Genomic DNA, 23,631 nt, shown 5'->3' with positions numbered 1-23,631 from the left:
GATTTTCATGGAGGAGAATATGACGATTAATATCGATAACCTGAATAACATGCAAATTGACGTACTGAGAGAAATAGGCAATATTGGTGCCGGTAATGCAGCTACAGCTTTAGCGAAGATGCTAAACAAAAAAGTTGATATGGATGTACCCAAAATTAATGTACTTGAATTCAAGGAAGTAAATGAAATCCTTGGGGGAGCGGAGATATTAGTTATTGGGATACTTTTAAGGGTAACGGGGGATTTGACCGGAGACATAATGTTTATACTTGAGTATAAAGCTGCGCAGGTGCTGGTAAACATATTGATGGGAAAACCGGTCGATGAGCTTAATGATTTCAATGAAATAGAGCTGTCTGCTTTAAGAGAGATAGGTAATATCCTGGCTGGCTCCTATTTATCAGCTCTCTCAGCCTTAACAAACCTCAAAATAATGCCATCAGTACCGGAAATGGCTATTGATATGGCAGGAGCCATACTGAGTGTACCTGCTATTCAGTTTGGAAAGGTCGGCGATACGGTATTATATATAGAAACTGAATTTTCTGAGGGAAGCACAAGAGTTGTAGGCGACTTTTTCCTTATTCCTGACGTAGAATCATACGCAACATTATTAAAGGCATTAGGAGTAATAAGTTGATGGAAAATATGATAAAGGTTGGAATGGCTGACCTTCAGAGTTCAGGCCATCCAAGTATTCTTACAACATTAGGATTAGGTTCTTGTGTGGGGATAGCTCTATACGATAACATTAAGAAAATAGTAGGGTTGGCTCATATTATGCTGCCTTCAAGCCAGCAAGCGAGAAACAATTCAAATACTGCAAAATTTGCGGATACAGCGATAACAAAACTCGTGGAAGATATGATTAGAATAGGGGCACGTAGGGAAAATATTACTGCAAAGCTGGCAGGCGGTGCCCAGATGTTTGCTTTTTCGGAAGCCTCTGATATGATGAGAATAGGTGCGAGAAATGTAATGGCTGCAAAGGAAAAATTGCAGGAGTTGCATATACCTATAATTTCTGAAGATACAGGGGGAAATTACGGAAGAACTATTGAATTGTATTCAAATGATGGGAGATTACTAATTAAAACAATAGGACATGGACTTAGGCAGATATAATGTACTGGTTTATTAAACTTCTGATTGCTTTATTTATGCTGGTAGCGACTGAGGATATTAATAATGTTTTGTCATCTGAACCATGTTTTATTTATTAAGAAAAGAGTTGTGGTTATTAATATAAATAATTACTTGATTTAGATGATAGAATATTATTTATCAGATTTAGCAGAGTACTCAAATAATAATTCTAATACCGTGTTTTTTACAGAGGGAAAGGGAACCGATATGGAATACATCCATAAGTTGCCGTTTATGCTTGGTTCATTAATGGCAATAATAATCGGATTAATCAGCTACAAATACCATGTAAGCCAACAAGAGATTTATATTAGGATTGCAATTTCCATGGTTGTATTCTTTTTTATTGGCACTTATATAAGAAATACGATTATGAAAATTTTAGATGAAACTGCTAAGAAGAGAGAAGCAGAGGAGCTGGAAAGGCAGGCGGAATTAGAACAGCAGATGCAGGAGCAGCTAAAAGCATCTGAAGAAAATAAGAAAACTTCCAAACTTGACCTTAAGGTAGATGATAGTTATGACAGTAATTCAGTTTTTGGAGAAGATTTTGCTCCGCTTACGGTAAAGGAAATCTTGAGAAGTAATAATGAAAGTTAAGTATAGTGACTAGATAAGCTTCTATAAATTTCTAAATAAACACATACAAATGAAAAACGGACTCTGAAATCTAAAATAAGAGTTCATGTATTGGGGGATTTTAATGTCATCTGCTAATAACAAACAGCTGGATTTGTGGAAACAATATAGCGATACAAAAGATCCTGCTATAAGGGAGAAATTAATACTTGAATATGCCCACCTTATTAAGTTTATTGCAGGAAGATTAAACATTTACTTCGGCTCTAACGTTGAGTACGATGATCTTGTTGGTTTTGGAGTTTTTGGTTTGATTGATGCCATAGATAAGTTTGATATAAGTAAAGGCGTTAAATTTGAGACATATGCATCTCTTCGAATAAGAGGTTCAATAATTGACAGTATTAGGGAAATGGATTGGGTTCCTAGATCTTTGCGGCAAAAGAGCAAGGAACTGGAAAGGGTTTATTGGGAACTGGAAAATGAGTTGGGACACTCTGCTTCAGATAAGGAGATAGCTGATAAGCTTGGCATAACGACTGATGAACTGAACAAACTCTTAAACGATGTCAATGTTTCCTCGATGGTTTCCCTTGAAGAGTTTTTAGAGCAGAATTATGAAATCGGGGTAGATGTTCCGAATGCAAATAAGGATGACAGGCCGGAAAATTATGCTGAATTTTCTGAAATAAAAGATATTTTGGCAGATTCCATAGACAGATTGCCGGAAAAAGAAAAAACTGTTGTTTCCTTGTATTATTTTGAAGAATTGACACTAAAAGAAATAAGTGCGATAATGAAAGTGTCGGAATCAAGGATTTCCCAGCTTCACACTAAAGCAATATTGAGGCTGAGGGGAAAACTTGCCCGGCACAAAAGCATATTGCATGATTAATTCAATAAGTTCTGTTTTACGAAAGACAAACAGATTATCCCCATAATATTATTCTCATTTAAAGTATTCAGTGGATATTCTTAATATAGGGGGTGTGGAGGTAAAAATGTTAGAAAGATCAAGTGGCTCTTCTAATAATGTTAATGATGGTTTTTTTGAAATCAAATTCCAGGAAAACGGTGTAGTTCTTACAGTATTTCCTCCTGTAGGCAAGGGGAGAAGGGTTGAAGCAAGGGAAATAATCGAGAAACTTAACAAGAAGCAAATAAAAAGCTTTAAGAAAGATATAGTAGAGCTGGCTGTACTAAAAGCGGATAAAAATCCAGTTATAGTTGCAGAAGCACAGGAAGAAGTAAAGATTGATGCGTTGGCGTCCGTTATCATATCACCTGATAAGATGAAAGCATTTCTGACAATATCACCTCCAGAGGGTGGAAGAGATCTTACAATAGAAGAAATTGTTTCTTCGTTCAGCAAAAACGGTGTTATATATGGAATAAACAGGACGACTTTGGAAACTATCACCAAGTATCCCGTATACAATGAAATGATTTGTATAGCTGAAGGTACTATGCCTGTCAATGGGCAAAATGGGAAAATTAATTTTAGCTTTGATTTGAGCAAAGATAGAAAACCGACTATACTTGAGGATGGTAGAGTTGATTATAGGGAACTGAATTTGATAGAAAGTGTGAGACAGGGGCAGGTATTATGTACTTTGATACCTCCTATGTCAGGAACAAAGGGCAAAACTGTTACCGGAACCGATATACCATGTCTTGATGGAAAGCCTGCGACATTGCCAAGAGGAAGAAATGTAGAGGCAACTGAAGACGGCCAGTCACTTGTGTCTTTAATAGACGGACAGGTAAACTATATAGACGGAAAAATAAATGTTTTTGCAAGTTATGAAGTACCTGCTGATGTAGATAATTCAACAGGCAATATTAACTTCGTAGGCAATGTAAGTGTAAGAGGAAATGTTTTATCGGGTTTTACTATTGAAGCAGGTGGAAATGTAGAAGTATGGGGAGTAGTAGAGGGAGCGACAATAAAAGCCGGAGGGGACATAATACTTCGAAGAGGAATGCAGGGATTAGGAAAGGGTGTCCTGGTAAGCGGTGGTGACATAATCGCAAGATATATAGAACATAGCAATATTGAAGCAAAAAATGACATAAAATCAGAAGCTATAATGCATAGCAACGTAAAGTGTGGAAACAAGCTGGAGCTTTCCGGCAAGAAGGGGTTGCTGGTTGGAGGTACATGCAAGGTAGGTAAGGAAATTTCTGCAAAAGTCATCGGTTCGCATATGGCTACTGTGACAGATATAGAAGTTGGTGTAGATCCATCTCTAAGGGAACGTTATAAGGTAATAAGAGAAGAAATAAATATCATGGACAATGATATGAAAAAAGCGGACCAGGCAATAACCATTCTCAAAAAGCTGGAAGCAGCAGGGATGCTTACACCTGAAAAGCAGGAAATGATGGCAAAAAGTGTCAGAACAAAAGTATTCTTCTCTAACCGAATAAATGAAATGAGAGAAGAAATGGCTCAGATAGAAGCAAAACTGCAACAAGATGCTTATGGTAAAATAAGGGCCCTGAACTATATTTATCCGGGCACCAAGGTTGCAATAGGTACTTGTATGATGTTTGTAAAAGAAAATCTGCAGTATTGTACATTATATCGGGATGGGGCTGATGTAAGGGTAGGACCTATAGATAGATAGAATTTGTCAATTAATGTTGACATAGGATAAGTTGAATAAGCATTTATTAACTTAACCTTAACGTGAGGAAGTGGAAGTTATGTCAATAAAACCGGTAGATTTTCAGGTTATGCTTCCTAGAACCACAGAGATTTCTAAAATCCATAGTGATGAACAGCACAAAAATCAGATTATTCAGCAGCAGCAAGAAAGTACAGTACAGCACAAAGCTGAAGACAATGTAAAATATGTACACTCGCAGGATAAAGTACAGGAAGCAAAAATAAGGGAAAAGGAAGAGAAAGAAAGAAACGATAAAAAACAGGAAAAGAGAAAAAATAAAAATAAAGGTAATTACAACTCAAACAGTAAAAAGGAAGAAGATATAAAAACAAGTACCATTGACATAAGGTTATAGTACCAGCTTGTAGCTGGAGATGACATAAATTTTATGTTTGTTTCCGGCTTTAGTGCGTAACAATGACCGGTACTACACTATTACAAAAGATAAAGTGCATTTGGGGTGTATATTATGAACGAATTTTATGTAAGTATTATCTTTATAGGTATTACGCTAATTGTTATTTCTTTGGTGTGGATTGCATACGACAGGAAGAAATCCTACGACTATGTGACGCAGATGGACTCTAAAAAAGAAGAACTAGTTACAATTATTAATGATGCCGAACAGATGATAGAGGAAATGAACAAATTTTCTGATTATATAGTGACACAGATGGAGCTGAAAAATGAGGAAATGTGTTCTAACCTTAAAGAACTTGAGAAGAAGGTCAGTTTAATAAATGTTGCAGCTGAGGAGTCAGCCGGACTTAAGGTTATGAATATCAAAAGCGATAAAGTAGTTAACGGAAATGTAATTGACGTGAGGCTAAACTCCGATCATTCTGTATATAATCACGGATATGGCAGCGAACATGATTCCGATAATTTAAAGTCTGAGAATGCTGCTATTTCGCAAGTGAGTAGGCCGATTCAAAAAAGCAGGGAAAAAGTCATACCTTTAAATAATAAATACAGAGAAGTAATCAGACTTGCAGAAGCTGGTATGAGCGACACAGAGATAGCTAAGGATTTAAGAATGGGTAAAGGTGAGGTACAGCTGATTCTAGGCATGAATAAATGATTACAGGGCCAATATAAATAAGAAAGAAGCGTATAGATAAAAACTAATCTATGACGCTTTTTCTAGTTATGGCTAAGGGAGGCAAAATGAGGAATTTCCAGATTAAAAGTATCTTATTGGGTATTGGAATAGGAATAGTAATAACCTCTATCATCAGTATGATTTACGCCGCAGGTATCAGTACAAAAAATGCGATGACCAGGGAAGAAATTATCCTAAAAGCGAAGGAATTCGGAATGGTTGACAATACAGCACTTATACGGCAGGATCAGTCGGAAAACATTGAAACCAGTGCTGAAACAGAGAAAAAAGCGGAGGGTACAGAAAAAAAGACAGGTGAAGACCAAAAGAGTAAGGAAACGGGTGCGGATAGCGCTCAGGTTGCAAAAAGGTCAGGAGAATCAGGTACTGGGGAGAAAATAAAAATTGTAATAAGCCCAGGAGATACATCAGAGGTTGTAGCAGGAAAATTGATAAATTCAGGATTAATAAAAGACAAACAGGCCTTTATAAAGATGCTGAAGGAAATGGGCATGGAAGCAGAAATAAATATAGGAGAATTCAATATCACTAGTGGAACGGATATTAAAGAAATCATAGGCATTATAGCAGGAAGAAAATAAGAAACACAGAAGCTATGCCGTCATAGCTTCTGTATATTTTTGTGGAGAAGTGAAAATGTATTATTTGTGGTTGTGGTTGATACTTATTTCCGGAGCTTTTTTGGGATTATATGACATATTCAAGAAAAAGGCCTTGCAAAGGAATACACTTTTTAGTGTGTTGGCTCTTTATTCTTCGCTTTGCTTCATAATTGTGGCATTCGAATTTACTAATGCAATACAGATATGTAGAAACAACCTTTTATTGATACTGCTAAAAGCTGTAATCATTTTTTTTAGCTGGATACTAGGTTTTATATCGATAAAAAACATGCCGATAAGTGTAATAACGCCATTTGGAACATTAAGTCCTTTATTTTCCATTATTTTAGGCATTATTGTTTTAAATGAAAAAATGGGATATATACAACTGGCAGGTATACTGATAGCTCTCTTGGCCTACTATTTCATCGGTAAGGCCGGAGCTAGGGAAGTAAAAGGCCTTTTTAGAAGCAAATACTTGTATTTTATGGTATTAAGTATGGCCTTAAGTGCGACCAGTGCTTTGATTGATAAAATAGCACTAAAAAATGTGAATACTGGACAACTGCAATTCTGGTTTTCTCTTTTTCTTGCAGCATTATATATATCAGCTTTTTTAGCAAACAAGTTGTTTAATAAAAAAGAAAGTACAAATAAAAAATCTGAAGATACACTGCTTAAAAATAACATAAAGAAAATTCCATATTTCATAATACTTATGAGTATTTTTTTAGTAATATCCGACAGAATATATTACTTTGCGGTAAAAATGCCTGATAGTCAGATTTCAGTTATAATGCCTTTAAGAAAGATATCAATACTGGTTTCTGCCTTGGTAGGAGGATACATTTTTAAAGAAGAAAATCTGAAATCAAAGTTTTACGGTATGTGCTTGCTGGGTATTGGAATTATACTGATTTTTGCAGGTAAATAGAATGAATTAAGCTAACTAAATAAGCCACTATTAAGGAGGCTTATTTTTTTTGGATATTTTCTGCTAATATATTGCAAATTACTATAAAAGTGATATAATAATGATATCACACATATATAAGGAGGCATTAATATGCTGGAAAAAGAAATTAAAGTGTATGCAGGAATAAAAATGATATTTTTTGATCTTTTAGTGCTGGTTCTTGGACCGGTCCTGTTCATAATAGGGGTATCCGGCGCAGCAAAGGGTGCAAATGTATTGAATATAACAGAAATGATTGCAGGAATAGTACTGTCATTATTCTGGTTTTTCTTTACAGCGGGATTTTTCACACTGCAACCTAATACTGCAGCTGTCCTCATTCTTTTTGGTGAATATAAGGGTACAGTAAAGAAGTCGGGCTGGCACTGGACAAATCCCTTTTACACTAAGAAGAAAGTGTCATTACGTTCAAGAAATCTAAATGGAGAAAAACTGAAAGTAAATGATGAGATGGGTAATCCTATAGAAATAGCTGCGGTTGTTGTATGGAGGGTGAATAATACATACCAGGCAATGTTTGATGTAGAAAATTATGTTGAATATGTGAAAATACAAAGTGAATCAGCAATAAGACATCTTGCAGGCTTGTACCCATATGATATTACTGATGACACCAAGGAAATATCGTTGAGGGGAAGTGCGGATGAAGTGTCAGAGGCATTGAGACTGGAACTTCAGGAAAGACTGGGAAAAGCAGGTGTTATTGTTGAGGAAGCACGTCTAAGTCATTTGGCTTATGCTCCGGAAATTGCTGCAGCAATGCTTCAGCGTCAGCAGGCATCAGCTATAATTGCTGCAAGACAAAAGATTGTTGAGGGTGCAGTAGGGATGGTTCAAATGGCTTTGGACAAATTGAATGAAAATGGCATAGTTGAACTGGATGAAGAAAGAAAAGCAGCTATGGTAAGCAATCTAATGGTTGTGCTCTGTGGAGAAAGATCAACACAGCCGGTAATTAATACTGGTACATTGCATAATTAGAAAGTGATGATATTATGGCAGAGAAAAAACAAATTCTTTTAAGGCTGAGCCCTAAAATATGGGAAGAAATAAATAAGTGGGCTGAAGAAGAATTCCGCTCGGTAAACGGTCAAATAGAATACCTGCTGCAGGATGCTATAAACCGGAGACTGAAATCAAATAAAAAAATTAATGTCGGAGATGAATATCAAAATCTTGAATAAGCTACAGTTTGATGTGGGGACATAAATGTGTCCCCATGCATTGATTGCTGTAATTATGATGCTTCTAAACAAGAGTCAGGAAGTAGAGAAGGGATGCTGAGGTTATTATGCTTAGTTTGTTAGAAAAAATGATGCTCGCAGCTATAGACGAAAGAAAAAACAAAATAACCTGGAGATCACATAATCTGGTGAGGTTTGGTCTTAAGGGAGCAGTAGTATTAAAGCTGGCCGAACTCAATAAGATCAGGATTGAGAACAAGAAAATAGTAGTAATTGATGAGAGCTATACAGGTGATGATATACTGGATTTTGTCCTGAAACATTTTAGTGATACGAAGAGACCATTAAGATTAAGTAGTTGGATATACGGCTATTCTGCAAACAACAAAGAAATAAAAAACAGAGCATTAAACAGACTTGAAGATAAGGGTATTATCACTCAGGAAGAAACCAGAGTTTTAGTTTTTTTTACTATAAGTAGCTATATCATATCGGGCTCTGATAAAAAAGCGGAAGTCAGTAAGTGTATACATGATGCTTTTTTTAAAAGTAAGGATCAGGTAGCAAAGGATGATGCTTTCCTTGCAAGCCTTATTACCATATGCGGCTTTACCAAACCATTTTTGTCGGGACAGGAAATTAAAGAGTCAAAGGAAAAAATAAAGCTCATAAAAAAAGGTGAATACTATCCTATTGAAAATAATACACTTAAGGAAGTAATAAAGGCGGTAGGAAGTGCAATCGCTTCACAAACTGCTGCTGTAGCAAGTGCCGGTACGTAAACGGCACTTGTTTTTATGGACTGATTATAGTGAAGTGATAAGTATTCTTTTGATGGGTATGGGAAAAGTTTTCAGTAAATAATTTATATCTTATTCTAAAAAAGTATTGATTTCTTAGAAGCTTTGTGTTACTATATTTAAGCGATAGAAAACATAATATATGCCGAAGTGGTGAAATTGGCAGACGCACTGGACTCAAAATCCAGCGTACGTGAGTACATGCCGGTTCGAGTCCGGCCTTCGGCACCAAAAGGTTGTAATCTTAACGGTTACAGCCCTTTTTCATTACTCTGTATTTTTTACTTCAATGAAAAAGGTGACCATGAGATATATGAGTTCGGATAGAGATAGAGTTCTAAGCCAGCTGCTAATATGTTTGAGGGGCGGTTGGAACAGTACCCCAATTATAGCATACCCAATTACTGAAATTTTGAAGAAATACATTCTTCACCTCATGTATACTATTTGTAAAATAGTTTAAAGTGGAGATTTTTCATGTTCCTTCAGGTCAAGTTTACGAACTCCAAAGGCGTTATGTGCCCAAAGTATATCTTTCACAATTTCCATTTGATGTTCTTTACACTCAATTATCAACACAACTTCTGACACTTTCTTATTTGTACGTTGATTTGAAAACCTTTTTGTTGTAAATAATTTTATAGCAAGCCCTATTCCAAAACCAGCAACTAAGCCAATTAAGCCCCATATAATCGGCCCCCATGCCCATATAAATCCATAAATTCCACAAATGAGAGTAAAGAAAGAGCCAAGGATAAATGGTAAGTCAAGTAGGCTTAAGCCATCTGAATGGTGAATATTATCAAATAGTTTTCGTTCCTCACCTCTTTTATCCATAGGCACAGCAAGAATATTTTCCTTTGCAATTCCTTTCATTTGAATTGAGGTAACAGCTTTTTCCAATGAAATTGAATGTTCAAAAATTGAGATAATATACATGCGTTCACTCCCTGAAATTTTATTTGAAGGCATTTGAAAAGAACTGCTTTGATAATTTTTTTTCAGATATTTTGCCTGTTCCCAGTCAAACAACTTATTACTTTCTACGGTGTTGATATAGGCATCATATATAGTGAAACAATAAATTGATGGAATATTTAATGTCCATTGCGGGTTTAAAATAGCCTTTGCCTGTTCAAAATCCCCCATAAGAGTATTATGGATTGCAGGAAGAAATTTTGAATAATAGATAATGACTATCCACCATATTAGAATAAAAAATGCGGGAATAATACGATGAATGGATATTTGTCCTGCACCGGGCATAATAAATGTCCATACTACAGATGACCATGGTGCCTTCTTATCAAGATAATTAATTTCTATTGCATCCATTTTGAAAGGCTTTACTCCTGAATCTTCCCTTGATGCCAATATGTAATGGTTATTCAAATCTACTGTTGTTCGATAGCTGTCCCATATAGCAAAAAAGAATGTCGGAATATAAAGCAACATCCATCTGATATCCAGTATGTCTTTTGCCTTGTCGAACTGACCAGTGAAAGAATACAAAAGTCCTTCGTTAATGTGTCCTTCAATGTTAATATATACTTCCCAAACAAACAAAAGATAGCCACGTAGGTACTTTGATAACAGCAAGTGCCCAAAACCTGGGAACATAGCAGACCAAAATGCGATGACTAACGGATTTCTTAAATGTAGCTGCGTTGTTCCAAGGGAACTGACATAAGCCATGTATCGTCTTCCAGGCCTGTAATTCTTTAGGTTCATAATTAGCCCCCTAACTCAATTTGTTACGATAAGATTATTTCCATAATTTAGAGGACTTAGAACATAACTTAACTAAAAAATTCGATATAATGGTGAAGAGTAAGATCGAACTCTCGAGCCCATCATTTATATAGAGAGATAAGACATAGTAGAATATACTTTTAAAAAGCTTCATACGACCTAAAGGTAATACTCCAACCATATGTGACTTGGAATTAATTATAATGAAATGATATAATTAATTGAATACTTTTATATGAAATCAAAATGGAGGATAGAGATTGCGAAAAATCAGTAGTTACTTTATACAGAATGAAAAAGAAATTTTAAAAGTAGAGAAAAACGCCAAGTTACTATTAGTTTGTATTTTTCTTTCTCCAAATTAATAATGAGGTGATTTTATGAAGAAATTGTCACCAAAAGACTACAAAGAGATTAAATCATGGATGTATCGTAATGCAAGGCCAATCGAATTAGCAATATGGCAGTTTTATTTTGAAAATGGCAGTAAGGAAGCAGTGCTTTCTGCTTTATCATTTTATCAGAATGACGACGGTGGCTTTGGACATGCCCTTGAAGCAGATAGTTGGAATCCAAATTCGTCGCCATATACAACATTGAAGGCAATTAATATTTTGAAAGAAATTGACTTTAATGATAAACAGCATCCGATGATGCAGGGAATATTTAAGTACCTCGAAAGTAACGTTTATTGTTCTGAAAATGGATGGTATTTCAATATTCCGTCTAATGATGACTATGCGCATGCACCATGGTGGACATACAATGTGGAAGACAATGCTTTTGAAGGTATAGGAGTAACAGCAGGCATAATTAGTTTCATATTTTTGAATGCTGATAAGAATTCTGAAATATTTAGCAAGGCGCTAACGCTTTCTGATGCTATAATCGGTAAGCTCAACACGGCGGACAAATATGGAGAAATGGGTATCGGAGGTTATTGTGTGTTGCTTGACGCTATAGAACAGGCGGGCTTAACTACATACTTTGATCACAAATTTCTTGCAGAAAAAGTAAAAGAGCTTGTATATGATTCTATAGAAAGAGATACATCCAAATGGATTCATTATTCTCGAAGACCTTCTGACTATATATATTCTCCTGAAAGTATTTTTTATAAGGATAACGAGGATATATTAACAAAAGAGCTTGATTATCTCATTGATACAAGGCCGCAGAATGGTGTATGGAATATTACATGGAGTTGGTTTGAAAACAATGAGAAATATGCAAAGGAATTTGCTATAAGTGAAAATTGGTGGAAAGCAAGCGTTGCAATCGATAAAGTTAGATTACTAAAAAACTTTAACAGGCTGGATAGATTTTAAGCTAAAAACAAAAACAGGAACAAATGTTCCGGGCAATATTGAAAATGTTCAATAAATGGAATATAATGTATATGTGACAAACACTCAGGTTTAGCTGGATGAAATGTCTTTCAACTCTTTTCTTTGTTTTTCCCATCATGGGGACGGTGACGTTATAGTTGCTGCAGGGAATAAACAAAGGAACGAGGTGGTTGATATGGATCGTGAATTATACGCTGATCTCGGCTTTGCTGTTATCTGGTGTATAAAGTATATATTCATACCGTTTGGAGTAGCTGTTTCGTCAAGATATATTGCCGAAAAGCTGCTTCGGCCACAGTCTGAAAGACAAAGAAAAAAACGGTCTGTAAAGAACCGTTTTAATAAATAATCCACTGAAAAAAAACCTGACAGCAACAAGCGTCGCCGTCCTTATTAATATTATAGCACATATGATTATGATGTAAACCATGGATTTATTTACATATATATAAATTCTGAACAACAAATAGCTGGAGGGTATATTTTATTGCATATCTTTACCCAGAATCAGTTTTCGCACACCAAGGGCATGATGTTCCCAAAGAGTGTTTTTTACTGTCTCAGCTTGATTCTCTGTACATTCTATAATCAATACCACTTCCGCGGATTTTTTATTATTCCGCTGATCTGAGTATTTTCTGTTAATAAGGATTTTTATGGTAAGCCCCAGGAATAAACCAATTATCATACCTATCAACCCCCAGATTATAGGGCCCCATTTGAGGATAAATCCATAAATGCCTCCAAATAAGGTGAAGAGAGTTGCTATAATCATAGGCAGGTCCAGTAAGCTAAGTCCGTCTGAACTGTGAATGCTGTCAAATAACTGTACGGATCCGCCTTTTTTATCCATGGGTATTGCCAGGATGTCCTTTTTGTCTATACCCTTCATCTGTATAGCTGTAATAGCTATTTCGAGATATATCGAATGCTCAAATGTAGAAACTATATGCATACTTTCACCTATATTTTCTTTTTTTTTTGACGGCATGTGAAATAAACCGTTCTGATAACTCCTTTGTAAAAACTTGGACTGTTCCCATTCAAAAAGTTTATTGTTTTCTACAGTTTTTGTATATGCGTCGTAAGCAGAGAAAAAATAAATGGAAGGCAGGTTTAAAAACCACTGCGGATCAAGGACAACAGCAGCTTGTGAGGGATTTCCGGTCAAAGTGTAGTGGATAGCCGGGAGGGCTTTTGAAAAATATATTATGACTATCCACCAGAATAAAATAAAAAAAGCAGCCGGTAAGCGATGCAAGTAAAGCTGTCCTATTCCGGGCATTAATCCTGACCATACTAGTGAAACGCAGGGAATCCTCTTGTCAAGATAATTAAATTCTACAGTTGAAATACTGTTTGTTTTTATTTCTGCATCTTCTCTTGAGGCTAAGATGTAATGGTGGTTGATATCTACTGTTGTCCTGTAACTATCCCATACTGCAAAAAGATATGTAGGAATATAAAGCAGCACCCAACTTTTATTTATTACTGCTTTTGCCATATCAAACCTGCCTGTAAAGGAATAGAAAAATCCTAGATTTATATTGGATTGTAAATTAATGACTATTTCCCACAAGAACAGAATATATCCTCTTAAGTATTTTGAAAGAATTATGTGTCCAAGACCCGGGAAAGCTGCCGACCACCAGGCTACTACAAAAGGGTTTCTCAAATGCAGTTGTGTAATTCCGAAAATTCCAACACAAGCTTTACTCCGCCTTGAAAAAAAACTCTTAAGTCTATCTTTGTTCATTATTTTGTCTCCGGATCAACAATATCAAGTACTAGTATTAGCGAAAATGAATATAAAAATTCTGGTATATTTTTAAAAATAGAATCAACTATAAGTAAAGGATTTTTATAAAAATTGCTCTAGTCTGTCAAAACTTTTAGTTTACAGTTAAGTCATGAAAATATTTTTTATGAAGGTGGGGTGACAATCAAATAATCTATAATATTCCTGCAACTTAATGCTAATACTATTTGAGAATATAAGGTTTTATTGGGTGGTGGGCATATGGCAGGAGTATTCAAGACAATTAAAGACTTTCTTACTTACAAACCGGATACTGTCAGCACCTTTGAGCTTTTAGAAGGTAATGATGAAGGTAGTGAACGAGAAAACACACCTGAAGAGTCAAATATAAAAGTAGATGGCAGCAGCGATGCAAACGTCAAAAAACAAAGCAGTGATAAAAAAATACCAATTCCTGTAGGTGAAACAAATAAGCAAAAAGGAAAAGAAGGACACAAGCCTGGAAAACCTGAGAAGTTGGTAGTTTTAAGTGATTATGATTCAAATATGGAAGCAATTAAAAAAGAGTTTGGAATACCGTATAACACCGACATAATGACAAGGGAGTTTAAAATAGCAAGGAAAATAAAAGCTTTTGTTGTTTACGTTGACGGTATGGTTGACCGGACATTTCTAAGTGAATTTGTATTACGCCAGCTTATGGATGCAGATAACTTTCAGGATTACTGTGTAGCAGATAATGCTTGCATAGCAGACTTTATTGCCGACAATATCATATCAGTCCATGAAATTGGGAAAATGAAGGATCTGAATACAGTTTTTTTTCAGATTTTGAGTGGTGAAACAGCATTGTTTATTGATGGTTGTGATACTTGCCTTGTAATCAGCACCAGGGGTTATGAAAAACGGAATGTTGAAAAACCTGTTACTGAAAATGTAGTTTTAGGTGCACATGAAGCTTTTACCGAGAATCTTCGTACAAATCTCACTCTTATCAGAAAAATCATTAAAAATAAAAATTTGATAACCGAAATGACACAGGTAGGAAAAACCAACCAGTCATACTGCGGAATAATGTATATGAACGGCATAGTGAATCAGGAAGTTGTAAAGGAGGTAAAAAGAAGAATAAACAGTATTGAGTCCGCTTTTATAGAAGGAAACGGAATGGTGTCGCAGTTTATAGAAGATAGCCCTCTTATGCTGTTCCCACAGACTCTGACTACGGAAAGACCGGATAGGGTAGCATCATTCTTAATGGAAGGAAAGGTAGCAATAATTACTGAGGGTACTCCTTTTGCTGAGGTTGTGCCTGTAACTTTTTTTCATCTGCTCCAGACTTCGGAAGATTCTATGCTTCGATGGCAGTATGGTACGTTTCTACGGTTAATACGTATTTTTGGTGTGATGATTTCAGCATTTTTACCGGCTATGTACGCAGCTCTTACACTTTTTCACCAGGAAATGATTCCTACCGAGCTTCTTGCCTCTATAGCAAGATCGAAGGAAGAGGTGCCTTTCCCAACGATTTTTGAAATAATATTACTTGAAATATCCTTTGAACTTATAAGGGAGGGGGGAATCCGTGTGCCTGGGGTTATCGGACAGACCCTTGGCATAATCGGTGCCTTGATTCTGGGCCAGGCAGCTGTAGCGGCAGGGCTGGTAAGTCCGATACTTATTATCATAGTATCCGTAACAGGATTAGGGAGCTTCGCTATACCAAATTACTCCATGGGTCTTGCACTAAGGATAATCAGGTTCTTTTTTATTTTTTTGGCAGCTATACTTGGATTTTACGGTATATCTTTAGGGTTATTCTTTATAGGATGCATAGCATGTAACATAAAATCCTTTGGAGTACCCTTCTTTTCACCTGTAGCACCTAAGACATACTCAAGTCCGGACATAATCATAAGACAGCCGATCTGGAAACAAAAAATGCGGCCTGACTTCTTGAACCTTCCTAATAGGAAAAGGCAGGGTGATATGCCTCGGGCTTGGGAAAAAAAGAATAAAGGAGATAGGAAAAAATGATAAAGGAAGGGAAAATCGGGGTGCAGGAAGCGATTTCTCTTATCGCAATTACAATCAGTGTAAAGGTGTATTTTACCAGCCCTGCTTATGTTGCAAGGGTGACAGGTACTGCATCCTGGTATATGACCTTGATATCTATGATTACGTCTATAGTTGGTTTTACATTTATTTATTTGTTACTGAAACGGTTTCCTGCTAAGGATCTGGTACAGGCTTTTGAATTATCTCTTGGGCGTATATTGGGGTTTGTTTTTTCAATAATACTTGCCGTATTTCTTCTTGTAGCTACTGCTGTTTTATTACGTGAGTTTGCAGAGGTGATGAAGGTATATGTGCTTCCTATGACACCCCCCAGCTTTATCATAGGTATGTTTCTGATTGTCACTATAACGGGGTGTTATTTGGGCCTGGAAAGCATAGCGAGGGCTTCAAGACTGTTTGCATATTTTATACTGACAGGTTTTCTGACAGTTATAATTCTTGCTGCTCCAAACTACGATCTTCATTACTTGTTTCCTATACTTGGCTATGGCCTGGATAAAACTGTTACTTACGGTTTGGCCAGAAGTTCTTTTTATGGTGAAGTAATTATTCTGGGAGTAATAGCAGCATCAATGCAGGGAACAACGCATATAAAAAAAGCAGGGTATACAGCCCTGATAATATCCGGCCTTATCACTTCAGCGGCACTTTTAACCACTATGATGACATTCAACTACTCTACTTCTCAGGAGATTACCTCCCGTCTGTATGCACTTGCACGAATAATACATATAGGGGGTTTTATACAAAGGCTTGATCCTTTTTTTCTGTTTACATGGTGTATAGGAACACTGATCAGTGTGACTTTATCGTATTACGCTGCCTTGAGTACATACTGTAAGGCATTCAGGATTCAGGACATGCGTCCTGTTCTGATACCTTCAGCAATATTGTTATTTACAGTAAGCATGCTTCCAGGTGACTTGTCTTCAATAAATGATTATGTACAGGTTACGAGGCATTATGGATGGACTGTTTTTTACATTATGCCTTTTATTGCATTGGTTGCAGCAGTTATACGAAAAAAGAGAACTGATCTGGTAAAAAGAGGGAATACATAATTTGTAGGGACAGTGAGGAGGAAAGTAAATGAAGAAAACAATTTGCCTTATACTGATGTTATTTTATATATGTATTACACTGTCAGGGTGTTTTGATGCACAAGAGGTCACAGAGTGGGCTTATGTATACAGTATTGGAATAGAAAAAGGTACTGCCGACAAACTCAGGTTAACTGTACAAGTACCTACCATGAAGGCTGCAAAAGGAGGCGGACAGTCCGGTGAAAGTCAGGGGGGGCAGGGAGAAGTAGAAACTATAACTATTGACTGTCCTTCTTTTTATGCAGGGGTAGATATGATAAATACCTTTTTATCCAGACAAATCAACTATATGCATACAAAGTTTCTTGTATTTTCCGAAAGTCTGGCAAGGGAAGGTATAGATGGCTATATAAATGCTCTAATCAGGGGAAGGCAGCTGAGAAGGGAAATTTACTTTATAGTAACAAAGGGATCGGCAAGCGAATTTCTAAAGGAAAATAAAACGGCCGTAAGCTCTTCCTTGACAAAAAAGCAGGAAAACTTGATGGACCAATCCAGGAATACGGGTTTTTTCAGTAACGTAGTATACGGTAATGTACTGAATGATGCTAAAACACCTTATAGTCAGGCAATCGCTATACTTGCTGCAGTAAACAAAGGAGGCAAATTCAAGGAAGGGGAAGGGACTGGAGGTGTTCCAGTCAGAACCGGAGGAGATTATTATGCCGGTGAACTTGTCCGCAGCGGAGGAGCTAAAGTGGAATTTATGGGTACTGCTGTATTTGACGGAGGAAAAATGGTAGGGGAATTGAATGGCGATGAAACAAGGGTGATGATGATGGCTAGGGATGAATTCAGGAAGGGTTTTTTTGCAATAAAAGATCCAAATAGGCCCGATAGTGTAATAACAATGAACATCCGCAGACAAAAAAGTCCGAAGATCAAAGTATTTTTTAATGAAGATAAGGCAACAGTAGACGTAAAAGTATTTTTGGAAGGGGATATTACAGCAGTCCAAAGTACTTTTGATTATGAAAGCGGGGAAAAGAAAAATGATTTGGAGAGTGTAGTTAGTTCACTGATAAAAAGCCGGCTTGACAAAACAATAAAGAAGTGCCAGGAATTGAATACCGATGTTTTCAGGTTTGGCTATAATGCTGCCGTACATTTTGCGACGATTCAGGAATGGGAGGAATATAACTGGCTAAAGAACTTCAAGGATGCACAGGTGAATTCGGAGGTTGAATTCAAGATCAGACGTATGGGCACCATGCTGAAAAGTTCAGAAATATACTCTGCATCAGATAAAAATGATGAAAAAGGAGGAAAGTGAAAAGTGAAGTATATAGTTATTATAACTATAATTATCCCGTCGCTTTACCTTTTCAGCTACGCGAAGTATGTATGGAAAAACAGCAAGAGGGCTTCAATCGGAGCAGTAATCATGGCATTGGCCTCAATTGGGCTGCCTGTAAGTGTTATACTTTTTAGATAAACTGGTTATTACTTTGAAATAATGTGAAATAAATAAATGAAATATATTAATAAAATGTTTTAAACGAAGAAATTATGGGAATAAATAATTGCCATATAGGAAATCATAAATTCATCTTGAGCCTTATCCTGGCTCTTTATTTTTATCTATTTTTATTCTTTTACATAAACCTGAATAGATAATTCAAAATTGATAATAACTAAAGTTATATTGTTTATTTTATGCAAAAGAGAGGTAATCCCGATGGCAAAAAGATCTTTAGTGGTAAAACAACAAAGAATTCCTAAATACAAAGTAAGAATCCATAACAGATGCAAATTATGTGGAAGGCCACATGCATATATGAGAAAATATGGAATTTGCAGATTGTGCTTCAGAGAGTTGGCATATAAAGGGCAGATACCCGGAATCAGAAAAGCAAGCTGGTAATGTTGGCAGTTAATTCAGTAACATAATAACCAGAGCATACATATCATAAACTAAGAAGCAATAAATGAATTGATTATAACGATTGCTAAAAAACAATTACTTAAATGAAAATTCCAAGTCAGTGTAACAAAAATTATTACCTCCGAATACTATATCCTAGATAGTATTTTTTCATCTTGTAATAAGGGAAGGGGTATTTTTATGGGTGATGAAAGAGGATTTGGAATTTTTGGATGCGGAAATGACTGGATATTTTGGGTAATAATCATTATTATCATTATTTGTCTTTGCTGCCCTGGATTTTTAGGCGGCTTCGGATGTAAAGACAATTGCTGAAAAGGAGGTTAAACCTCCTTTTTTGCTATAGTACATATTAAGTTCTTGGCATGTAAATAAATGGTAATTATCAATGATACTTTATTCCGACTAAAGATACGGAATCACATGATGACAGTAGTTGAGCCAGGGCTGCTGGAAAAGTTCAAATGTACGGATTTACCTTTTGATATTTCCCTCAGACGTTTGAGCATGTTCTCTACAGAAGTTTTATCCTCTACCGAATTAATTTCATTTATTTGTTCTTCAAGAAACACCTTTTTTATTCTTATATTCTTCAAAAAATCATTATAGCTTAGATTACCGGCTTCATATTGATTAATCAATAAATTCAGCATTGTAATTGTACACTCAATTAAAGCATCTTTTAGCATATTGAATCCTCACAGTTACTATTTAATTATGGGGCTAAAGCACTAAAGATTAGGACTAAAGACCTATGACTCATAAATTATATCATAGCTGTATAAAATTTACAATATTTACGGACGAAAGTCAATAATTATAGTACCAAAATAGGACTTAATACTCAAATTACCAGCAATATTACCCCAAGAACAAACTGTACTCAAGTAGGAAGGAAATGGGTATGTGAAGGTATACATACCCATTAAAGAATTATTTACTGATATCAAAGCTATAGTTTTTTCCAGAATTGTTGTCCCAATTGTTTGCACAATCCTTGAAACATATATTCATAGTGTCAGCTTCACTTACAGACACTGAGGCTTCAAAGCCTGTAGTTGTTTTTTCCATTCTGTAATACGCTCTGTCATCCCACATACTACCATATCCGATATGAGCAAAAATATGGTTTGCCCCGCTTTTGGATAATATCCCGTCATACATGACAGTAATTTCATCACCTGGAGAAGGAATTGAGGGACTTATAATTACCCCGTTAGACATATATTCACTACTGCTTGCTGTGTTTGCAATCTTTTTTGCTCTTGGCATTATATATTCCTCCTTTATAATCAATAAGCATTTAGATCTTTTATAAAACAGTATTTCTTTTAGAATTAAAAACTACTAAAAAGGGATATACTATAATTTGCTATCAAATAAGATATTTAAATAACAATATTTATTTAGTCTTATTATAGACATGAATTTTTAAAAAATACGAACGTAAATGAAGTAAAACTGTAATTAATAGGTTTGAAATATGTCTATATGCAATATAAGGATAAGGAGTATGTATATAATCGAATATCCAACATTTAGCAGATGCTATCACAATACTTTAGTGGTTAATATTTTTAGGGATGAAAAAAATTTAATGAATTAAAGCTGATTAGATTACAAAAACTTTTATTAATGAAAAATTGTTTTGTTTTAAAGCTTCCTGGACAGGAAGTATTGTTTTCTAATGGGATAATTCCTACTCTTTTGAAAAAATTACGAAAGGATGAAGCAGATGAAAGCTGTTATCATGGCTGGAGGAGAAGGCACAAGACTAAGACCGCTTACTTGTAACAGGCCAAAACCTATGGTACCTGTTGTCAATAAACCTGTAATGGAACATATTATCGAGCTGCTTAAGAAACACAACCTCAAGGAAATTGCCGTAACATTACAGTACATGCCGGATCTTATCAAAGACTATTTCCAAGACGGTAAGGATTATGGAGTTAGTATAGAGTATTACACCGAAAAAACTCCTCTGGGTACAGCAGGAAGTGTAAAGAACGCTGAAGAATTTTTGAATGATACGTTTGTGGTTATAAGCGGTGACGCGCTTACAGATATTGATTTGAGCAAGGCTATAGACTTTCATATACAAAAGGGTTCTATGGCGACACTGGTTCTGAAGAGAGTTGATATTCCACTGGAATACGGCGTTGTTGTCACAGATAAAGACGGAAGGATTACCAGGTTCTTGGAAAAGCCCAGCTGGGGAGAGGTATTCAGTGATACAGTGAATACAGGAATATACTTGCTTTCACCGGAGGTATTAAAGTACTTTAACAAGGATGAGATTTTTGATTTCAGTAAAGATCTGTTTCCGGCTCTCCTTAAAGATAAAAAGCCTATGTATGGTTTCATCACGGAAGATTATTGGTGTGATATCGGAGATCTAAGAGCATACCATCAGGCTCATACGGATATATTGGAAGGTCGTGTAAAAGTTAACATCCCCGGAAAGGAAATAAAAAACAAAGTATGGATTGATGATGGTGCCGAGTTTGATGAGAGTGCAATTATTGAAGGACCGTGTATTATTGGAAAAGATGCAAAAATTAAGGGTGGAGCGCTCGTAGGGAGTTATTCAATCGTAGGTGATTCCAGTATTATTGATGCAAGGAGTGGAATTAAGAGAAGCATTATATGGAAAAATTGTATCATAGACAATAATGTTCAATTAAGGGGCAGCATAATATGTGACAAGGTACATTTGCGTGACAATGTATCTACATTTGAGAATTCAGTCATAGGTGATGATACTGTTGTCAAGGAAAATGCAATATTAAAGCCTAATACAAAAGTTTGGCCAAACAAGCTGATAGATGCAGGTGTTGAAGTAAACTCAAATCTGGTGTGGGGTTCAAAATTTACTAGGGTTATATTTGGGAACAGGGGAATAGCAGGAGAAATAAACGTAGACATTACTCCGGAATACGCTTCTAAGCTGGGAGCTGCCTATGGCGCGACTTTCAAAGGCAAAGCAAAGATAGGAATAAGCTGTGATGACTCAAAGGCTGCACAAATGCTAAAAATTTCCTTCATATCTGGTTTACTGTCAGCTGGTATCGAAGTTTTTGATTTTGGTAAGATGTTGTTGCCGGTCACAAGATCTGCAATAAGATTTTATAAAGTTGATGGAGGTATCCATATCAGTACTTCCACTGAAGATGTAGCTAGATTGTTTGTGGATTTCCTTGATAGAAACGGGAGTAATATTGACAGGGGTGTAGAGAGAAAAATTGAAAATGCATTTTTAAGGGAAGATTTCAGCAGATGCGAAGGCGATTGTATAAAAGAAGTAGTACAGATACCAGATTACAGTAAATTTTATTTAAGAAATATTATTAACAACATGAAAACAAAAAAATTGAAATACAAAGTAGCACTAAATTCAAGATCAAAGTTCATTTTGGATACAATGAAGGAGCTATTAGGTGATATAGGTTGTGAAGTAGAAACTTTAACTCTTAAACTAATGAATACTAAAACTATGAGACAGAGTATGACATCCGGTGATGTGAAATTCTTTACAAGTCATATAAAAATGGAGAATTATGATTTAGGCGTTTCTATAGAAGATACATCAGAAAAGATGATGCTTGTAGATAATAAAGGCAGGATTATAACTGAAGATATGTTTATAGCCTTGATTTCCATTATCTTTTTTAAGACTATGAACGGAGGGACAGTAGTTGTACCAATTTCGGCCAGTCACGTTGTGGAGAAGATTGCCAATGAAAATAATGGGAAAGTGCTGAGGACAAAAACATCTTCACAGGATTTGATGGGAAAAATACTCGGTAATGAAATAAAGGAAGAGATGCTTGATCAGTTTACCATGCATTTTGATGCAATGGCCGGCTTGGTAAGAATTCTCGACTTTATGGCACAAAATGATTACAGACTGTCTGACCTAGTAGATATGATACCGGATTTCTATATAAACAAAAGGGAAGTAGAATGTCCGTGGGATGCTAAAGGAAAAGTAATCAGACAAATAATACAGGATGAAAACGTTAATAGTATAGAAACACTAGAAGGAGTAAAAGTATATCAGGATCAGGGATGGGTACTGGTACTTCCTGACGCGGAAGAACCTATGTGCAGAGTCATAAGTGAGAGCTATAATGCAGAGTTCGCAGAGGAATTGAGTAATATATACGTGAATAAAATAAGAGAAATCAGCCGCAGCTGAACAAATACTTAACTAATTTTTTTCAAATAATGTAACACTAAAAAACAAGACGTCAGCATGTACTGACGTCTTGTTGAATAAAACCTCTACATCTCGCCTACAGGATCATAAGTTTCTTCAATAAATGGCTCAAAATAAAAATCAATATACATTAATCCCTCTTCAGCAGCATTTTCAGATGTGAGTGGCTTGTCTGAAAATGCTATTCTGAATTCAAATTCCGGTTCGTTTATCCTATCCCTCGCGTTTTTATCATAAGGAATTCCTTCTACCTTGTATATGCCGTGTTTCTCCAATTGAGAAATAAACCAGTTCAATTCATCTGAATCAGCAACATCCATACATGGAATATTACCTTTTTTCATTTCCTTGATAATATCTAAAGTTTCTCCTGTCTGAAATCTGATATGATAAAACATATAAT

26 protein-coding genes and 1 tRNA gene are annotated in these 23,631 nt (G+C 35.8%); 22 read left to right on the top strand and 5 right to left on the bottom strand.

Going from position 1 to position 23,631, the window contains the following annotated elements:
• Nucleotides 1-19: 19 nt before the first annotated feature.
• The 13 genes from N3I35_09405 to N3I35_09345 all read left to right on the top strand — a co-directional run bounded on the left by N3I35_09405 (nucleotide 20) and on the right by N3I35_09345 (nucleotide 9,313).
• Complete coding sequence (locus N3I35_09405) at nucleotides 20-640, top strand: chemotaxis protein CheC (GenBank protein ID MCX8130300.1); 621 nt, start codon at nucleotides 20-22, stop codon at nucleotides 638-640.
• Nucleotides 640-1,125: a chemotaxis protein CheD gene (locus N3I35_09400; GenBank protein ID MCX8130299.1), complete on the top strand. Its 486-nt coding sequence runs from the start codon at nucleotides 640-642 to the stop codon at nucleotides 1,123-1,125. The genes N3I35_09405 and N3I35_09400 overlap by 1 nt, the downstream gene beginning before the upstream one ends.
• Before the next feature lie 228 nt (nucleotides 1,126-1,353).
• On the top strand, nucleotides 1,354-1,746 hold the full coding sequence (locus tag N3I35_09395) for a hypothetical protein (GenBank protein ID MCX8130298.1): 393 nt from the start codon (nucleotides 1,354-1,356) through the stop codon (nucleotides 1,744-1,746).
• 103 nt (nucleotides 1,747-1,849) lie between these two features.
• Complete coding sequence (locus tag N3I35_09390) at nucleotides 1,850-2,620, top strand: FliA/WhiG family RNA polymerase sigma factor (protein ID MCX8130297.1); 771 nt, start codon at nucleotides 1,850-1,852, stop codon at nucleotides 2,618-2,620.
• A gap of 106 nt (nucleotides 2,621-2,726) precedes the next feature.
• A complete protein-coding gene (locus tag N3I35_09385; protein MCX8130296.1) occupies nucleotides 2,727-4,355 on the top strand; it encodes a FapA family protein in 1,629 nt (542 codons plus the stop codon).
• Between the two features lie 79 nt (nucleotides 4,356-4,434).
• On the top strand, nucleotides 4,435-4,752 hold the full coding sequence (locus N3I35_09380; protein MCX8130295.1) for a hypothetical protein: 318 nt from the start codon (nucleotides 4,435-4,437) through the stop codon (nucleotides 4,750-4,752).
• Between the two features lie 114 nt (nucleotides 4,753-4,866).
• Nucleotides 4,867-5,478 (top strand): hypothetical protein, encoded by a 612-nt coding sequence (locus N3I35_09375; GenBank protein ID MCX8130294.1) that lies wholly within the window; start codon nucleotides 4,867-4,869, stop codon nucleotides 5,476-5,478.
• Nucleotides 5,479-5,564: 86 nt separating this feature from the next.
• The gene (locus N3I35_09370) at nucleotides 5,565-6,101 is read left to right on the top strand and encodes an endolytic transglycosylase MltG (GenBank protein ID MCX8130293.1); all 537 of its coding nucleotides are present in this window, start codon (nucleotides 5,565-5,567) and stop codon (nucleotides 6,099-6,101) included.
• A 55-nt stretch (nucleotides 6,102-6,156) separates the two neighbouring features.
• Nucleotides 6,157-7,056: a DMT family transporter gene (locus tag N3I35_09365; protein MCX8130292.1), complete on the top strand. Its 900-nt coding sequence runs from the start codon at nucleotides 6,157-6,159 to the stop codon at nucleotides 7,054-7,056.
• A 132-nt stretch (nucleotides 7,057-7,188) separates the two neighbouring features.
• Nucleotides 7,189-8,079 carry an SPFH domain-containing protein gene (locus tag N3I35_09360; protein MCX8130291.1) on the top strand — a complete coding sequence of 297 codons (891 nt, stop codon included), beginning with the start codon at nucleotides 7,189-7,191 and terminating at the stop codon, nucleotides 8,077-8,079.
• Between the two features lie 14 nt (nucleotides 8,080-8,093).
• Nucleotides 8,094-8,282 carry an Arc family DNA binding domain-containing protein gene (locus N3I35_09355; GenBank protein ID MCX8130290.1) on the top strand — a complete coding sequence of 63 codons (189 nt, stop codon included), beginning with the start codon at nucleotides 8,094-8,096 and terminating at the stop codon, nucleotides 8,280-8,282.
• Nucleotides 8,283-8,389: 107 nt separating this feature from the next.
• Entirely contained in the window at nucleotides 8,390-9,064 is a 675-nt protein-coding gene (locus N3I35_09350; GenBank protein ID MCX8130289.1) for a GPP34 family phosphoprotein, read from the top strand.
• 162 nt (nucleotides 9,065-9,226) lie between these two features.
• Nucleotides 9,227-9,313, top strand: a tRNA-Leu gene (locus N3I35_09345).
• Between the two features lie 228 nt (nucleotides 9,314-9,541).
• Here N3I35_09345 and N3I35_09340 read toward each other — a convergent pair.
• Nucleotides 9,542-10,813 (bottom strand): hypothetical protein, encoded by a 1,272-nt coding sequence (locus tag N3I35_09340; GenBank protein MCX8130288.1) that lies wholly within the window; start codon nucleotides 10,811-10,813, stop codon nucleotides 9,542-9,544.
• A gap of 401 nt (nucleotides 10,814-11,214) precedes the next feature.
• On the opposite strand from N3I35_09340, the gene N3I35_09335 reads away from it, so the two are divergent.
• Nucleotides 11,215-12,162: a hypothetical protein gene (locus N3I35_09335; protein ID MCX8130287.1), complete on the top strand. Its 948-nt coding sequence runs from the start codon at nucleotides 11,215-11,217 to the stop codon at nucleotides 12,160-12,162.
• A 103-nt stretch (nucleotides 12,163-12,265) separates the two neighbouring features.
• A complete protein-coding gene (locus N3I35_09330) occupies nucleotides 12,266-12,532 on the top strand; it encodes a hypothetical protein (GenBank protein MCX8130286.1) in 267 nt (88 codons plus the stop codon).
• Between the two features lie 135 nt (nucleotides 12,533-12,667).
• Here N3I35_09330 and N3I35_09325 read toward each other — a convergent pair whose 3' ends face one another.
• Nucleotides 12,668-13,939, bottom strand: coding sequence for a hypothetical protein (locus N3I35_09325; protein MCX8130285.1), 1,272 nt, complete (start codon nucleotides 13,937-13,939; stop codon nucleotides 12,668-12,670).
• A gap of 264 nt (nucleotides 13,940-14,203) precedes the next feature.
• Here N3I35_09325 and N3I35_09320 point away from each other — a divergent pair, with 264 nt between their 5' ends.
• The 6 genes from N3I35_09320 (at nucleotide 14,204) to N3I35_09295 (ending at nucleotide 19,324) form a co-directional block, all read left to right on the top strand.
• A complete protein-coding gene (locus N3I35_09320) occupies nucleotides 14,204-15,979 on the top strand; it encodes a spore germination protein (GenBank protein MCX8130284.1) in 1,776 nt (591 codons plus the stop codon).
• Nucleotides 15,976-17,082, top strand: coding sequence for a spore germination protein (locus N3I35_09315; protein ID MCX8130283.1), 1,107 nt, complete (start codon nucleotides 15,976-15,978; stop codon nucleotides 17,080-17,082). The genes N3I35_09320 and N3I35_09315 overlap by 4 nt, the downstream gene beginning before the upstream one ends.
• Before the next feature lie 28 nt (nucleotides 17,083-17,110).
• On the top strand, nucleotides 17,111-18,397 hold the full coding sequence (locus N3I35_09310; protein MCX8130282.1) for a Ger(x)C family spore germination protein: 1,287 nt from the start codon (nucleotides 17,111-17,113) through the stop codon (nucleotides 18,395-18,397).
• A 3-nt stretch (nucleotides 18,398-18,400) separates the two neighbouring features.
• Nucleotides 18,401-18,559 (top strand): hypothetical protein, encoded by a 159-nt coding sequence (locus tag N3I35_09305; GenBank protein ID MCX8130281.1) that lies wholly within the window; start codon nucleotides 18,401-18,403, stop codon nucleotides 18,557-18,559.
• Nucleotides 18,560-18,802: 243 nt separating this feature from the next.
• Nucleotides 18,803-18,988 carry a type Z 30S ribosomal protein S14 gene (locus N3I35_09300; GenBank protein MCX8130280.1) on the top strand — a complete coding sequence of 62 codons (186 nt, stop codon included), beginning with the start codon at nucleotides 18,803-18,805 and terminating at the stop codon, nucleotides 18,986-18,988.
• Between the two features lie 201 nt (nucleotides 18,989-19,189).
• Nucleotides 19,190-19,324, top strand: a complete 135-nt coding sequence (locus N3I35_09295; protein MCX8130279.1) for a hypothetical protein — start codon at nucleotides 19,190-19,192, stop codon at nucleotides 19,322-19,324.
• A gap of 104 nt (nucleotides 19,325-19,428) precedes the next feature.
• Here N3I35_09295 and N3I35_09290 read toward each other — a convergent pair whose 3' ends face one another.
• Both N3I35_09290 and N3I35_09285 read right to left on the bottom strand, forming a co-directional pair.
• Nucleotides 19,429-19,698: a hypothetical protein gene (locus N3I35_09290; protein ID MCX8130278.1), complete on the bottom strand. Its 270-nt coding sequence runs from the start codon at nucleotides 19,696-19,698 to the stop codon at nucleotides 19,429-19,431.
• A gap of 244 nt (nucleotides 19,699-19,942) precedes the next feature.
• Nucleotides 19,943-20,281, bottom strand: a complete 339-nt coding sequence (locus tag N3I35_09285) for a carbohydrate-binding protein (protein ID MCX8130277.1) — start codon at nucleotides 20,279-20,281, stop codon at nucleotides 19,943-19,945.
• A 463-nt stretch (nucleotides 20,282-20,744) separates the two neighbouring features.
• Here N3I35_09285 and N3I35_09280 point away from each other — a divergent pair, with 463 nt between their 5' ends.
• A complete protein-coding gene (locus tag N3I35_09280; protein MCX8130276.1) occupies nucleotides 20,745-23,207 on the top strand; it encodes a mannose-1-phosphate guanyltransferase in 2,463 nt (820 codons plus the stop codon).
• Between the two features lie 86 nt (nucleotides 23,208-23,293).
• Here N3I35_09280 and N3I35_09275 read toward each other — a convergent pair whose 3' ends face one another.
• Complete coding sequence (locus N3I35_09275; protein ID MCX8130275.1) at nucleotides 23,294-23,626, bottom strand: hypothetical protein; 333 nt, start codon at nucleotides 23,624-23,626, stop codon at nucleotides 23,294-23,296.
• Between the last annotated feature and the right edge of the window lie 5 nt (nucleotides 23,627-23,631).

The sequence above is a fragment of the Clostridia bacterium genome, from assembly GCA_026414765.1.
In the GTDB taxonomy this organism is placed as follows: Bacteria; Bacillota; Clostridia; order Acetivibrionales; family DSM-27016; genus SKW86.
Note: the sequence above shows the minus strand (reverse complement) of the source record. Positions and strands in the feature narration are given on the sequence as shown.